General features: G+C 68.7%; 14 protein-coding genes. 8 read left to right on the top strand and 6 right to left on the bottom strand.

What is annotated here, in order from left to right:
• Positions 1-47: 47 nt before the first annotated feature.
• Positions 48-764 (bottom strand): Pr6Pr family membrane protein, encoded by a 717-nt coding sequence (locus tag ASF80_RS08345; RefSeq protein ID WP_056309761.1) that lies wholly within the window; start codon positions 762-764, stop codon positions 48-50.
• 67 nt (positions 765-831) lie between these two features.
• Here ASF80_RS08345 and ASF80_RS08340 point away from each other — a divergent pair, with 67 nt between their 5' ends.
• Positions 832-1,806 (top strand): NAD-dependent epimerase/dehydratase family protein, encoded by a 975-nt coding sequence (locus ASF80_RS08340; protein WP_056309758.1) that lies wholly within the window; start codon positions 832-834, stop codon positions 1,804-1,806.
• Positions 1,807-1,878: 72 nt separating this feature from the next.
• Positions 1,879-2,565, top strand: coding sequence for a GntR family transcriptional regulator (locus ASF80_RS08335; protein ID WP_056309755.1), 687 nt, complete (start codon positions 1,879-1,881; stop codon positions 2,563-2,565).
• 48 nt (positions 2,566-2,613) lie between these two features.
• Here the strand turns inward: ASF80_RS08335 and ASF80_RS08330 are convergent, their stop codons facing one another.
• The 3 genes from ASF80_RS08330 to ASF80_RS08320 are packed head-to-tail and all read right to left on the bottom strand — an operon-like array spanning position 2,614 to position 4,991.
• Complete coding sequence (locus tag ASF80_RS08330; protein WP_056309753.1) at positions 2,614-3,009, bottom strand: VOC family protein; 396 nt, start codon at positions 3,007-3,009, stop codon at positions 2,614-2,616.
• A 39-nt stretch (positions 3,010-3,048) separates the two neighbouring features.
• Positions 3,049-3,984, bottom strand: coding sequence for an NAD(P)-dependent oxidoreductase (locus tag ASF80_RS08325; RefSeq protein ID WP_056309750.1), 936 nt, complete (start codon positions 3,982-3,984; stop codon positions 3,049-3,051).
• 23 nt (positions 3,985-4,007) lie between these two features.
• Complete coding sequence (locus tag ASF80_RS08320; RefSeq protein ID WP_056309748.1) at positions 4,008-4,991, bottom strand: LacI family DNA-binding transcriptional regulator; 984 nt, start codon at positions 4,989-4,991, stop codon at positions 4,008-4,010.
• A 100-nt stretch (positions 4,992-5,091) separates the two neighbouring features.
• On the opposite strand from ASF80_RS08320, the gene ASF80_RS08315 reads away from it, so the two are divergent.
• Genes ASF80_RS08315 through ASF80_RS08305 form a run of 3 tightly spaced genes read left to right on the top strand, consistent with a single transcriptional unit; the run spans position 5,092 to position 8,032 of the window.
• Entirely contained in the window at positions 5,092-6,222 is a 1,131-nt protein-coding gene (locus ASF80_RS08315) for a Gfo/Idh/MocA family protein (RefSeq protein ID WP_056309746.1), read from the top strand.
• Positions 6,219-6,974, top strand: a complete 756-nt coding sequence (locus ASF80_RS08310) for a cupin domain-containing protein (protein WP_056309744.1) — start codon at positions 6,219-6,221, stop codon at positions 6,972-6,974. Before ASF80_RS08315 ends, ASF80_RS08310 begins: the two co-directional genes overlap by 4 nt.
• Positions 6,971-8,032 carry a Gfo/Idh/MocA family protein gene (locus ASF80_RS08305; RefSeq protein ID WP_056309742.1) on the top strand — a complete coding sequence of 354 codons (1,062 nt, stop codon included), beginning with the start codon at positions 6,971-6,973 and terminating at the stop codon, positions 8,030-8,032. The genes ASF80_RS08310 and ASF80_RS08305 overlap by 4 nt, the downstream gene beginning before the upstream one ends.
• A gap of 120 nt (positions 8,033-8,152) precedes the next feature.
• Here the strand turns inward: ASF80_RS08305 and xylB are convergent, their stop codons facing one another.
• Both xylB and xylA read right to left on the bottom strand, forming a co-directional pair.
• Positions 8,153-9,439 carry a xylulokinase gene (gene xylB, locus ASF80_RS08300; protein WP_056309740.1) on the bottom strand — a complete coding sequence of 429 codons (1,287 nt, stop codon included), beginning with the start codon at positions 9,437-9,439 and terminating at the stop codon, positions 8,153-8,155.
• A 5-nt stretch (positions 9,440-9,444) separates the two neighbouring features.
• Positions 9,445-10,632 carry a xylose isomerase gene (xylA, locus tag ASF80_RS08295; RefSeq protein WP_056309738.1) on the bottom strand — a complete coding sequence of 396 codons (1,188 nt, stop codon included), beginning with the start codon at positions 10,630-10,632 and terminating at the stop codon, positions 9,445-9,447.
• 86 nt (positions 10,633-10,718) lie between these two features.
• On the opposite strand from xylA, the gene ASF80_RS08290 reads away from it, so the two are divergent.
• The 3 genes from ASF80_RS08290 (at position 10,719) to ASF80_RS08280 (ending at position 13,563) form a co-directional block, all read left to right on the top strand.
• Positions 10,719-11,888, top strand: coding sequence for an ROK family transcriptional regulator (locus ASF80_RS08290; protein ID WP_056309735.1), 1,170 nt, complete (start codon positions 10,719-10,721; stop codon positions 11,886-11,888).
• 70 nt (positions 11,889-11,958) lie between these two features.
• On the top strand, positions 11,959-12,822 hold the full coding sequence (locus tag ASF80_RS08285) for an AraC family transcriptional regulator (protein ID WP_056309733.1): 864 nt from the start codon (positions 11,959-11,961) through the stop codon (positions 12,820-12,822).
• Positions 12,823-12,930: 108 nt separating this feature from the next.
• A complete protein-coding gene (locus ASF80_RS08280) occupies positions 12,931-13,563 on the top strand; it encodes a GyrI-like domain-containing protein (RefSeq protein WP_056309729.1) in 633 nt (210 codons plus the stop codon).
• Positions 13,564-13,675 lie beyond the last annotated feature (112 nt).

The raw sequence follows: 13,675 nt of genomic DNA, 5'->3' as shown, positions 1-13,675 counted from the left end.
TGTACGCGGCCACCCGCGGTGCCACCGTCGTCTGAGGCTTGTTGCGGCTAGCGCCTCGCCGCGGTGAGCGCTGCCTCGCCGCGATCATCGCGGCGCGTGTCTCCGGATGCGGTGATCGCGGGAACCTTGCGATCGATCAGCAGCGTGATCAGGGCGAGCACGACCGCGAGTCCGAACACGATCGCGGCGCCTCCGACCGCGGCGCCGAGTCCTGCGATCGACGGGTCGAGGAACGCATAGGGGTACCAGCCCGTCGCCGCGCCGACGGCGAAGCATCCGATGATCCAGGCGAGCGGCCACGCGAAGGCCCACAGGGTGCTGCGCCACGTCCAGAGTCTGCGGGGTCCCCACAGCAGCCACCCGGCGAGGAACACGACGGGGATGACGTTGTGGAAGAGCGTCGTGACGACCGCAGCCTCGCCGCGCAGCTCGAGCGTGGGGTCGAGTACGAAGCTGAACACCAGTCCGGTCACCGCGATGCTCAACACGGCATCGTGATAGATCACGCGCATCACCGGTCCGAGGCGCGGGCGGAAGACGAGCAGCAGCGACGCGACGAGCACGAACACGTTGCTCTGGATCGTGAAGAAGCTGAACAGGCGGAAGAACCTGACGCCCAGCGGTGCGGTCGCTCCGGTCTCGCCCGAGTTCGCGTCGGCGCCGCCGGTGAACAGCAGGTAGAACTGGAGGGCGAAGCCGATGACGCCGATCAGGGCGACGATCGCGAACCAGGAGCGTGCCAGCAGGCGGGAGCGAGGGGCCATGCGATCAGTCTGCCGCAACGGGCAGTGATCGGAGCCCTGCGCCTGACCCGTCGATAGAGTCGAAGGCATGACTGCGACGAAGGTGTTGTTCATCGGTGGGACAGGGATCATCTCCTCTGCGGCGAGCGCGCTCGCCGCGTCTCGGGGCATGGAGGTGACCCTGCTGAACCGTGGGCAGTCGCGTCGTGAGCCCGCCGAGGGCGTCGAGGTGCTGACCGCCGATGTCTCGGATGCCGCGGCGGTCGACGCCGCCCTCGCCGGCCGCGAGTTCGACGTGGTCGCAGACATGATCGCCTTCACCCCCGACCAGGTGCAGCGTGACATCGATCGCTTCGAGGGCCGCACGGGGCAGTACGTCTTCATCAGCTCGGCCTCCGCGTATCAGAAGCCCGTGGCGCGCCTGCCGATCACCGAGTCCACGCCGCTGCGCAATCCGTATTGGCAGTACTCGCGCGACAAGATCGCCTGCGAGGATCTGCTCGAAGCCGCCTACCGTGACCGCGGCTTCCCGGTCACGGTGCTGCGTCCGTCGCACACGTACGACAAGTGGACGATCCCTGCTTTCGGCGGATGGACGGCGATCGACCGCATCCGCCGCGGCGAGGAGATCATCGTGCATGGCGATGGCACGTCGCTCTGGACGCTCACGCACTCGAGCGACTTCGCGGTGGGCTTCGCGGGGCTGCTCGGCAACCCGCTCGCCTACGGCGACACCTTCCAGATCACCAGCGACTTCGTCTACACCTGGAACGACATCTACTCGATCCTCGGACGTGCGGCGGGTGCCGAGCCGAAGATCCGCTACGCCACGAGCGCGGCGATCGAGGATGCTGCGCCCGACCGTGCCGGTCAGCTCACCGGCGACATGGCGCACTCGGTCATCTTCGACAACACGAAGATCCGCCGGGTCGTGCCCGAATTCAACCCGGTCGTGCCCCTGCACACCGCGGCGAGAGAGATCATCGATTGGCACGACGCGCACCCGGAGCTGCAGCGCGTCGACCCTGCCATGAACGTGCTGTTCGACGGGCTGCTCGCCTGAGGACGGAGATCTGAGCGACGGCAGACCGGTAACCTGTGCTGCAGCGTTCCCGACCCCCGAGCAGGAAGCCACATGCCGGTTCCCAATGATTCGAAGCCGACCGTCCAGCGACGGCTTCTGCGTGATGAAGCCCACGACGCGATCCGCGACGCCATTCTCGACGGCACGCTGAAGCCGGGCGAGCGCCTCGATGACAAAGAGCTGCAGCAGTGGCTGGGCATCTCGCGGACACCGATTCGCGACGCCCTGCAGGGCCTGGCGATGGAAGGGCTCGTCGAGTCGGCTGCGCAGAGCTACACGCGTGTCGTGAAGCCCGACCCCGAGCACGTGGAATCGTTCATCCAGACTCTGGGCGTGGTGATGGGCGGAGTGACCCGAACCACGGTGGGTGCGTTCGACGACACCGACCGGGCGGCATTCGCCGCGATCGTCCGCAGGGTCGAGTCGGCTCTCACGGCGCGAGACACGCATGAGCACCTGCGTCTGGGGATCGAGATGTACGAGTTGCTGCTCGGACGCTGCGCCAATGCCGCGCTGGCCTCACTCGCGCGCGCGGCGATGACCCCGATGAGCTACCAGATCCGCATCACGGCAGGCGATCGCGAGCCGAACTGGGCGATGCTCGAGACCGGGTGGGGTCGTCTGGGTCGCGCGGTCGAGGACGCGGATCCGATCGCAGCGGAGCTAGCTCTCGAAGAGATGCATCTGCTCCCGCTGCCGTCGAACTCCTGGGAGCCGCCGCACTGGGGCGCGCGCTGATCGTGTCGAGCACACGCACGCCCTGACCTGTCGTGGTGGCCGCGTCGCTCAGGCGGCTGACATCACCGCGAGCACGTTGCCCGCAGGGTCGGTGAACCACGCGATGTCGGGGCCGCGATCGGGGCCACCGCGAAGGATGCCCTTGTCGTCGGTGTCGAAGTCCGAATCGGGGTAGATCTTGGTCACGACTCCGCGCCCGTTGAGGTCATCGACCGCCGCGTCGATGTCGTCGACGGGAAAGTTGAGGATCGTGAAGCTCGCCGGCGTGTGATTCGGCTTGGCGTAGACGAGGATCGAGCCGCCATCGGGCAGGCTGATGTCGAGGAAGCCCATGGCATTGGTGGTGACATCCAACCCGAGGGTGTCGCCGTAGAAGGAGCGGGCGGCGTCGATGTCGTCGACGCTGAATCCGCTGAACGCGTGCGTGGTCTGAAAGGCGGTCATGCGTTCAGCATGCGCCGCTCGCCGCGCGGTGTCCAGACCCTACGGGCGCACCTGGTTGACGAGGTCGTCGCCGGCGTGCAGGCGGGTCACGTTCTGGTCGACCAGGTGCGCGGCGCCGACCGGCCGGTTGCCGGCGATGTGCGGCGTGATGAGCAGGTTCGGCGCATCCCACAGCGGATCGGATGCCGCAAGGGGTTCCGACTTGGTGACGTCGACGGCGGCGGCGCGCAGCCGGCCCGACTCGAGTGCCGCGATCAAGGCGCTCTCATCGACCGTCGCGCCCCGGCCGACGTTCACGAAGGCCGCTCCGGGCTTGAGTGCACCGAAGACCTCGGTGTCGAACAGGTCGGTGGTCTCGGCTGTGGCGGGGAGGATCGAGACGAGCACGTCGGTCTCTGCGAGGATCGCCGTGGCGTCGGCATCCGCGTGCACCGGGTAACCCGATCGGGTGCCTGCGGTGCGGGCGATGCCCTGCACGTCTGCGCCCAGCGCCGTGAGGACGGGAGCGAGCGCCCCGGCGATCGAGCCGAAGCCCCAGATCGTGACCCGCGCGCCTGCGAGTGTGTAGGACTGCTGCGTGTTCGGAGCGCTCTGCACGTCGTTGAAATCTTCGTCCCAGCGGTGCTCGCGCTGCGCATCGTGGAGCCGATCGAGGCGCCGCACCGCGCTGAGGATCAGCGTCAGTGCGTGCTCGGCGACAGGACCGTCGTGCAGCGAACGACCGGAGCAGACGCGCACATCATCACCGAACCCGGCGTTCAGCACGACATCGGCACCGGAGGCGAGAGCCTGCACGAGCCGGAGCCGGGGGAGCACGCGGGCGGCCTCCTTCAGCCATTCCGACGAGTTGTGCCAGACGACCAGCACCTCGGCGTCGCGGTGCTCCTCCGGGACGGCTGCTTCGATGTCGTAGACGACAGCCTCGACGTCGGCTTTCACCGGCAGTTCGATGGTGTTCGGGATCAGGATCTTCATGGGGGCCTCCGCTTCCACGCTAGTCACTGAAGGGACTCTGTCGACTCGCGCCACACGATGGTGAGCAGTCCGTCGGGCTTCTCGGGCGGCTCGCCACCTCGCACCGCCGCGACGAGTCGGTGCATCGAGTAGGCGCCGAGACGTTCGCGGTCCTGCGAGACGCTCGTGAGCGAGGGGACGAGGAACGCGCTCTGGGGGTGATCGTCCCAGCCGGTCACGGCGACTTCGTGCGGGAGCTTCCACCCTCGCCTGGTGGCGGCCCGGATCGCGCCGGTCGCGATGACGTCGTTCGCGGCGATCACCGCGAGCGGGGGAGCATCGTCGGGCAGGGCGTCGATCGCATCCTCTCCCGCCTTGCCGCTCCAGTCGCCGTCGGTGACTCCGAGGGACTCGAGTCCGAGTCGGTCGATGGTCGAGAGATAGGCGTCGCGGCGTGCTCGTGCGGAGGGGAAGTCCTCGGCCCCGGCGAGGTGGATGAACCGTCGGTGCCCCTGGGCTGCCAGCCGCTCGATCATCTCGGCGATCGGACGTGAGTCGGTGAACTCGCCGGTCATGTGCATGGCGTCGTCGAACTCGCCGACCGAGAGCACGATCGGCCCACCGCCGGTCGTGTCGGTGAACGGGAGCGGCGTGAACGCGAGCACGCCCTCGTACTGCCCGGACTCGACCACGTCGGTCAGACGCTCGAGGCGTTCCTCCGGGCCGTCGGGCAGGCTGACGACCTCGACGACATATCCCTCATCGCGGGCGGCGGCGATGGCCCCCGCCAGCAGGGTCAGTGGATTCATCGTCGCGATCGGCACCACGACGGCGAGGCGGCCGGTGCGCTGCGTGCGCATCGATCGGGCGGCGAGGTTCGGCCGGTAGTTGAGCTCGGATGCCGCGCGCAGCACCTTCTCGCGGGTGCCCTCGGAGATTCCGGCGCGTCCCGTGAAGACGAACGACACGGTGGATTGCGACACCCCGGCGAGATGGGCGACGTCATGGCTCGTCGGGCGCTTCTCCATGGCATCCGTCCTTTCGGGGCTTGACGTGACCGGTGTCTCTCTCGATAGTATCTACTACGTCTTAGTAATACGTAGTAACACCTCATCGAGGAGGCACTGGATGCTCAGGATCGGAATCATCGGCACCGGCGGGATCGCCGACGCGCACATCGACGGATACCTCTCGTTCCCCGACGAATGTGAGATCGCGGCGCTCGCCGATGTGATCTCCGGCAAGGCCTCGCAGAAGGCCGAGGCCTTCGGGCTGACGGACGTCGCGACGTTCGACGATCCGCTCGAGATGATCGCCTCCGGGCTGGTCGACATCGTGAGCATCGCGACCCCGCCGTCGACGCACGCGTCGCTCGCGATCGCGGCTCTCGACGCCGGCATCCACGTGCTGGTCGAGAAGCCCATGGCCCCGTCGCTCGAAGAGTGCGATGCGATGCTCGCGGCGCAGGAGCGCTCCGGCACGGTGCTCTCGGTCGTCGCCCAGAACCGGTTCCGCGACGATCTCGCGACCCTCAAGGAGGTCGTAGACTCCGGGCTGCTCGGATCGATCTCGCACGTCCGCGTCGACTCGGCGTGGTGGCGGGGGCTGCCCTACTACGACCTGTGGTGGCGCGGCACGTGGGAGAAGGAGGGTGGGGGATGCACCCTGAACCACGCCATCCACCACATCGACCTGCTGCTGTGGCTGCTGGGGAGTCCGAGCGAGATCACCGCGATGCTCGCCAATGCACAGCACGACAACGCCGAGGTCGAGGACCTCTCGGTCGCGATCTTCCGCTACGACCGCGGCCTCGCCCAGCTCACCAGCTCGGTCGTGCACCACGGGCAGGAACAGGCGATCGTCATCCAGGGCGCGAATGCCCGGGTGTCTCAGCCGTTCTCGGTCATCGCCGAGCGCGCTCGCGCGGACGGATTCCCCGAAGAGGGAGGCGATTCCGACGTGGTGGCGCGCATCGAGGCGCTCGTCGCCGCGCGCACACCTCTCGCTCACCTCGGGCACGAAGGCCAGATCGGTGACCTGCTCGGCGCGATCCGTGACGGGAGGCCGCCGATCGCCGGCGGCCTCGACGGACGCAATGCGGTCGAGGTCGTGACGGCGATCTACAAGGCGGGCTTCGAGCGCCGGTTCGTGTCCCTGCCGATCGAGGCATCCGACCCGTACTACCGGGCCGGGCAGCTCGTCGCGAACGCTCCGCACTTCTTCGAGAAGACCACCTCGCTGATCGAGGCGGCATCGTGACCGCATCCTCGTTCCCCGGCGGCACGTCGCTGTCGCATCTCGACGTCTATGCGGATGCGGCGCCCGACGGCATCTGCGGCGGAAGCCCCCACATGCACCTCGTCTCGACCGAGGCATACGTGGTGATCTCGGGTGAGGGAGCGCTGCAGACGATCGACGCGGACGGCTTCCGCGAGACCGCCCTGGCGGCGGGATCGGTGGTGTGGTTCACCCCGGGAACCATCCATCGCGCCGTGAACCGCGGCGACCTTCGGGTCGTCGTGCTGATGAGCAACGCCGGGCTGCCCGAGGCGGGGGATGCCGTGATGACCTTCCCCGCAGAGATCGTGGCGGACCCGGCTGCGTATGCGGAGGCGGCCTCGCTCGGAGACGAGAACGAGCGAGCCGAGCGTGCGTCCGCACGTCGGGACCTGGCCGTGACCGGATTCGAGGCGCTGCGGGATGCGGTCGTCGCCGGCGATCGTGCTGCTCTCGAGGCGTTCCATGCCGCCGCGGGTGCGCTCGTGCGCGATCGTGCCGAGGCATGGGGAGACCTCGTGCGAGAGCGGCCGCTGGCCCAGGCCGAGCAGTCGCTCGCGCTCGCCGAAGCCGTCGCGTCCGGTTCGGTGACGCACCTCGCCGACGCCCGCGTTCACCAGGCCGTACCCTCGGTGGGGGATCGCGGCTTCGGCATGTGCGGACGCCTGCGCACCTATGACGTGACCGATGGCGACGTGACCGATCGCGTGACCGATGAGGAGAATGACCGATGACCCGCACCTATACCTTCGATCCGCTGCCCGAGCCGGTCGTCGGCCCCGGGGAGTTCGTCTTCGCGGCCGTGGGCCTGGCGCACGGACACATCCACGGGATGGTCGAGCAGCTCATCGACGCCGGCGCGACCCTCTCGCTCGTCTATGACGAGGACCCCGCGAAGATCGCCGACTTCGTCGAGCGGTTTCCGCAGGCACGAGTCGCCGCGAGCGAGCAGGAGGTCCTCCACGACCCCGAGGTGCAGCTCGTCGCGAGCGCGTCGATCGCGAATCAGCGGGCGCCTCTCGGAGTGCGCGTGCTCGATGCGGGCAAGGACTTCTTCGCCGACAAGCCCGCGATCACGACGATCGACGACCTCGAGGCCGCCCGTGACGCCGTGGCGCGCACGGGTCGCAAGTTCGCGGTCTACTACGGCGAGCGCGTGCACTCGGAGGCGGCGATCCTCGCGGGGCAGCTGATCGACCAGGGGGCGATCGGCACGGTGCTGCAGGTGGCGTCCTTCGGGCCGCACCGCATCGGCGCAGGACGCCCTGAGTGGTTCTACGATCCCGAGCAGTACGGCGGCATCATCTGCGACATCGGCAGCCACAACTTCGAGCAGATGCTCTATTACACGGGCGCGACCGACGGGGAGATCGTCAGCTCGACGGTCGCCAATTACGCGCACCCCGAGACCCCCGGGCTGCAGGACTTCGGAGACGCGCACGTGGTGCTCGACAACGGCACCACCGGATATGTCCGCGTCGACTGGTTCACCCCGGCGGGACTCGACGTCTTCGGCGACGGCCGCACGGTGCTGCTCGGTACCGACGGATACATCGAGCTGCGCAAGTACACCGACATCACGACCGACAACGGCGGAGGGCAGGTGCTGCTCGTCGATCAGGACGGTCAGTTCCGCTTCGACGCGACCGGCAAGACCGGGTTCCCGTTCTTCGGGCAGCTCATCCGCGACTGCCTCGACCGCACCGAGTTCGCGATGACGCAGGCGCACGCATTCACGGCGGCAGAGCTGAGCATCATCGCGCAGCGGGATGCTCGGGTGCTCGCCGGCTGACGGCATCCGGTCGCTCGCGCGGGGCTGCTGCGGAGGAGAACTGCGCCTCGGGAGGACGGATGCAGCGTATTCGTCAGCCCGAAGCGCAGTTCTCCTCCCGAAGGAGCGAAGGTCCGACGCTCAGCCGGCCAGCGCCGCAGCCTGCCGTGCGGCGCCGAGCGCCACATACTCGCCGGGCTCGGGCACCTCGACCGCCAGGCCGAGGATCTCGGGCGCGATGCGGCGTACGGCCTCGGATTGCGCACCGCCGCCGATCAGCAGCGCCCGTTCGAGCGGGACGCCGAGGTCGCGAAGTGCGTCGAGCCCGGCCCCGAGTCCGCGCAGCATCCCTTCGACCGCGGCCCTGGCGAGGTTCTCCCTGGTCGTCGAGCCGAGTGTCATGCCCGTGAGAGAAGCCGTGGCATCCGGCAGGTTCGGGGTGCGCTCGCCCTCGAAGTAGGGGAGCAGCGTCAGGCCCCCGGACCCTGGCGATGCCCGCAGCGCCAGGTCGCTGAACTCGCTGTGGGTGACTCCGAGGAGAGCAGCGGTGACGTCCGCGACCCGAGCCGCGTTGAGTGTCGCGACGAGCGGCAGGAAGTTGCCCGAGGCGTCGGCGAAGCCGGCCACGGTGCCGCTCGGATCGCTGATCGGCGTGGTGCTGACGGCGCAGACGGTGCCCGATGTGCCGATCGACACCACGACGTCGCCGGGCACGGCACCGAGTCCGAGCGCGGCAGCGGCGTTGTCTCCCGCTCCCGCGCCGACGAGCCGCCCATCGGCATCCGTCACCGACTCGTCGTGAGCGAGCACGCGCGGCAGGACCGCATCATGGCCGAGCGCCGCCGCGAGCAGCGCGCGGTCGTACTCGCCCGTCGCAGGATTCCAGTACCCGGTTCCTGACGCGTCGGAGCGATCCGTGACCAGCTCCTCGAGCACGGGGTTGTCGGGGCCGAAGCCGCGCAGCCGCCAGGTGAGCCAGTCGTGCGGCAGCGCCACCGCGGCCACCCGCGCCGCGTTCTCGGGCTCGTGATCGCGCAACCAGCGCAGCTTCGTGATCGTGAACGAGGCGACGGGCACGAGGCCGGTTCGAGTGGACAGCTCTTCGGCGCCGAACTCGTCGATCAGGTCCTGCGCCGCGCCCGCCGAGCGGGTGTCGTTCCACAGCAGCGCATCGCGGATCAAGGCGCCCGACTCGTCGAGAGCGACCAGGCCGTGCTGCTGGCCGCCGATCGACCAGGCTGCGATGTCGTCGAGAGAGCCCGCCTCCGCGATCGCCGCAGTCAGTGCACTCCACCAGGCCTCGGGGTCGACCGACGTCCCCTCGGGGTGCGACGCTCGACCGGAGCGGACGACCGCGCCGGTCGACGTGTCGACGACGACGACCTTGCAGGACTGGGTCGACGAATCGACCCCGAGAACCAGTGGCATGACGATCAGCGGGCGCCGAGCAGGTGCTCGGTCGCGAGCTGCTGCAGACGGACGAAGCCGAAGCCCTTGCCGCCGAAGTAGGAGTCCGCGTCGAAGTCCTCGTAGGCGGAGCGATCGGCGAGGAAGTCGTCGTACGTCTCACCGGCGTTCAGCGTCGGCGTCGAGAGCTCGTCGACGCGGGCGGCGGCGAGTGCCTCCTGCACCTCCGGGTCGGCGCGGAACGCGGCCGCCCGCTCCTTGAGCAGCAGGTACGTGCGCATGTTCGCGGCAGCCGAGTCCCAGACGCCCTTCTCGTCTTCCGTGCGGCTCGGCTTGTAGTCGAAGTGACGGGGGCCGTCATAGGCGGGCACACCGCCGGGGCCGCCGTTCTCGAGCAGGTCGACGAGCGAGAAGGCGTTGTGCAGGTCGCCGTGACCGAACACGAGGTCCTGGTCGTACTTGATGCCGCGCTGGCCGTTGAGGTCGATGTGGAAGAGCTTGCCGTGGAACAGCGCCTGCGCGATGCCAGCGGTGAAGTTGAGACCCGCCATCTGCTCGTGGCCGACCTCGGGGTTCACGCCGACGAGCTCGGGGCGCTCGAGCGAGTCGATGAATGCGATCGCGTGGCCGAGCGTGGGCAGCAGGATGTCGCCTCGGGGCTCGTTCGGCTTCGGCTCGATCGCGAACCGGATGTCGTATCCCTTGTCGGTCACGTAGTCGCCGAGCAGGTTCACGGCCTCGCGGTAGCGTTCCAGCGCCTGGCGGATGTCCTTCGCCGAGTCGTACTCGGCACCCTCGCGACCACCCCACATCACGAAGGTCTTGGCGCCGAGCTCAGCACCGAGGTCGAGCTGGCGGAAGACCTTGCGCAGGGCGTAGCGGCGCACGTCGCGGTCGTTCGAGGTGAAGCCGCCGTCCTTGAAGATCGGTGCGCTGAACAGGTTGGTCGTCACCATCGGGACGACGAGACCGGTGTCGGCGAGAGCGCCCTTGAGGCGGTCGATCTGGTTCTGACGCTCGGCATCGGTCGAGCCGAACGCGAAGAGGTCGTCGTCGTGGAACGTCAGGCCGTAGGCGCCGAGCTCGGCGAGCTTCTCGACGGCGTGCACGACGTCGAGTGCAGGTCGTGTCGGGCCGCCGAACGGGTCGGCTCCGTTGTAGCCGACGGTCCACAGGCCGAAGGAGAACTTGTCATCACGAGTGGGGGTGGGCATGGCTGCTCCTGTGCAGGTCATCGAATAAGTTGCGATTCACAACATATATCAGGACGGGAGCCGCGTCCACCCCCTACAGTGAAGGGATGCCGTCACAGCCGAGTCCCGCATCGGGAACCCGCGCGCACAATCTCGCCCGCATCCTGCGCCTCGTGCACGAGGAGGGTGCGCAGTCGCGGGCGGCGCTCACCGAGGCCACAGGGCTCAACCGATCGACGATCGCCGATCTGGTCGCCGAGCTGGTCAGGCGGGGGCTCGTCGAGGAACGAGTGCCCGACATGCCGGGCAGAGTGGGGCGCCCTTCGCCCGTCGTGACGGCTTCTGCAGGCGTCGTCGCGATCGCCGTGAACCCCGAGGTGGATGCGATCGAGATCGCCGCCGTGGGACTGGACCGGAGCATCCTGGTTCGCGAACGACTGCCGAACGAGGTCCTGCCCACACCCGAGGGCGTGGCGAAGACCATCCGGGAGCGCGTCGAGGCCTGGCGAGCGGGGCCGCTCGCAGGAGCGCGGATCGAGGCTGTGGGGGTCGCCGTACCGGGCCTGGTGAGGACGACGGACGGCGTCGTCCGCAACGCTCCCCACCTCGAGTGGACCGATGTTCCGCTCGCCGATCTCGTGCGTTCGGCGACGGGATCGCCGGCCTTCGTCGACAACGACGCCACCCTCGGCGCGATCGCCGAGCACCGCTACGGAGCGGGCAGGGGGATCGACGACATCGTCTATCTGAACGGCGGCGCCTCCGGTATCGGCGGTGGCCTGATCATCAACGGACGAGCGGTCGCCGGTGCAGGCGGATACGCGGGGGAGTTCGGACAGAACCGTCCGCGCATCTCGGCGGACGGCGACCGTCGCACCGGTGACGGCGTTCTCGAGGCCGAGGTGAGCAGACGGTTGCTGCTCGATGCTGTGGGCCTGGATGCTGCTGACGACGAGACGCTCGACGCCGAGCTCACCTCGTCGGAGTCGCCGACGGTGGCCGACGAGATCACACGACAGGCGAATGTGCTCGCGAGTGCACTGGCCAACGCCGTCAACGTGCTCAATCCGACCCTCGTCGTGCTGGGAGGATTCCTCGCGACGGTCGCGGATCTGCGTTCCGAGCAGATCGCCGCAGACGTCGGCGCGCTCGCCATGTCCGAGAGCGTCGAGGGTCTCGAGATCCGCCCTGCCGCCCTCGGTGCCGACCGATTGCTGATCGGAGCCGCGGAGCTCGCCTTCGCCGGGCTGCTGGCCGATCCGGGGGAGCGCACCTGATCGCATCCGATCCGGATGGTCGGGTGGTGCGGCCCCGATCGGCGCACGATGGTGGGGAAAGGAGGACCTCATGATCGGAACGCTCAACGCCCTGGTCGAGCTCGTGGAGAGCGACTCGCGCACAGACCTCGACGTCGCCGGGTTCGCTCGGACTCACGCCACGACCGAGTATCACCTTCGCCGGATGTTCTCGGCGCTGGCGGGCATGCCACTGTCGGACTACATCCGTCGACGCCGCATGACGCTCGCGGGTGCCGAGCTCGCGGCGGGTGCCCCGAACGTGCTCGAGGTCGCGGCGCGACACGGCTACGGCTCATCCGAGGCGTTCGGCCGCGCGTTCCGCGCGGTGCACGGCATCGGCCCCGTCGACGCGCGCAGGGACGGGGGTCCTCTCCGTACACAACCCACGCTCCGGTTCCGCCTGAGCGTCGAAGGGAGCACCCCGATGGACGTCACCATCACCACCATGCCCGAGCTCGTGCTCGTCGGCCATGCCGCGCGAGTCCCGCTCATCCACGCCGGAGTGAATCCGCACATCCAGGCGCACATCGCGGAGATCGCACCCGAGGAGCACATCCGGCTGAAGCAGCTGAGCGACGCGGAGCCCTCGGGGATCCTCGCGATCACGGGCGACGTCGCGCCGGACGCCCCCGAAGGCACCGAGCTGACCTACCTGCACGGGGTCTCCGTGGCTCCGGCTGCACCGGTACCCGCCGACCTCGACACCATCCGAGTGGAGGCCGGTTCGTGGGCGGTCTTCGCCGCCGCGGGCTCGTTCCCCGAAACCCTGCAGAATCTCTGGGCCGCGACGGCGAGCGAGTGGTTCCCGTCGAACCCGTGGAGGCTGCGGCCGGGGCCGTCGATCGTCCGATACCTCGAGTTCACCGGCACGCATGCGTCGTGCGAACTCTGGGTGGCGGTCGAGCAGGGGTGATCGCGATCGGGTGGGCGGGCCTCATCGCCTCGCCCACCCGGTGTCGGCCGTCCGTGCGACACTGTCGCCACGGGCGGAGGTCCGTGCCTGGCAGCGAGAGGAACGGCGATGGCGATCGACCCGAAGAAGACGCTCGACGCGTACAGGGCGAAACGGGGCGAGTTCCGCATCCTCGAGGTCCCGGCGATGCAGTACCTGATGATCGACGGCGCGGGCGACCCGAACACGGCGGCGGCGTATTCGGAGGCGGTCGCAGCACTCTTCCCTCTGGCGTACACGCTCAAGTTCGAGAGCAGGAAGACTCTCGGCGTCGACACCGTCGTGATGCCGCTGGAAGGGCTCTGGCACGCGCCTGACATGGAGTCGTTCACATCGCGGCGAGACAAGTCGGCATGGTTGTGGACGCTCATGATCCTGGTTCCCGACCACGTCACGCCCGAGATGTTCGCCGACGCCGTCGAGGCGGTCGAGCAGAAGTCGGCGAAGAAGAAGCAGCAGACTCCGGGACTGCGTTCGGTGCGCCTCGAGACGCTCGACGAGGGGCTCTGCGTGCAGACACTGCATGTCGGGTCCTACGATGACGAAGCTCCGGTGCTCGACGACCTGCACCACCGCTTCATCCCCGACAACCGCCTGCGCATGACGGGCCTGCATCACGAGATCTATCTCAGCGACGTCCGGCGGGTCGAGCCGGCGAAGCTCCGCACGATCCTCCGTCAACCGGTCGGGCGCGTGAGCTGACCCACGGTGCCTGCACGGAAGCCGGAGACCGCTTGGTGCCGATCGAAGACCCGCGCATCACGGACCCGCGCATCGCGAACCCGCGCATCTCCGACTTCCGTTCTCAGAACTC

Origin of the sequence: Microbacterium sp. Leaf159 (genome assembly GCF_001423615.1) — a bacterium.
Lineage (GTDB): Bacteria > Actinomycetota > Actinomycetes > Actinomycetales > Microbacteriaceae > Microbacterium.
This window is presented reverse-complemented; position numbering and strand designations above follow the sequence as displayed.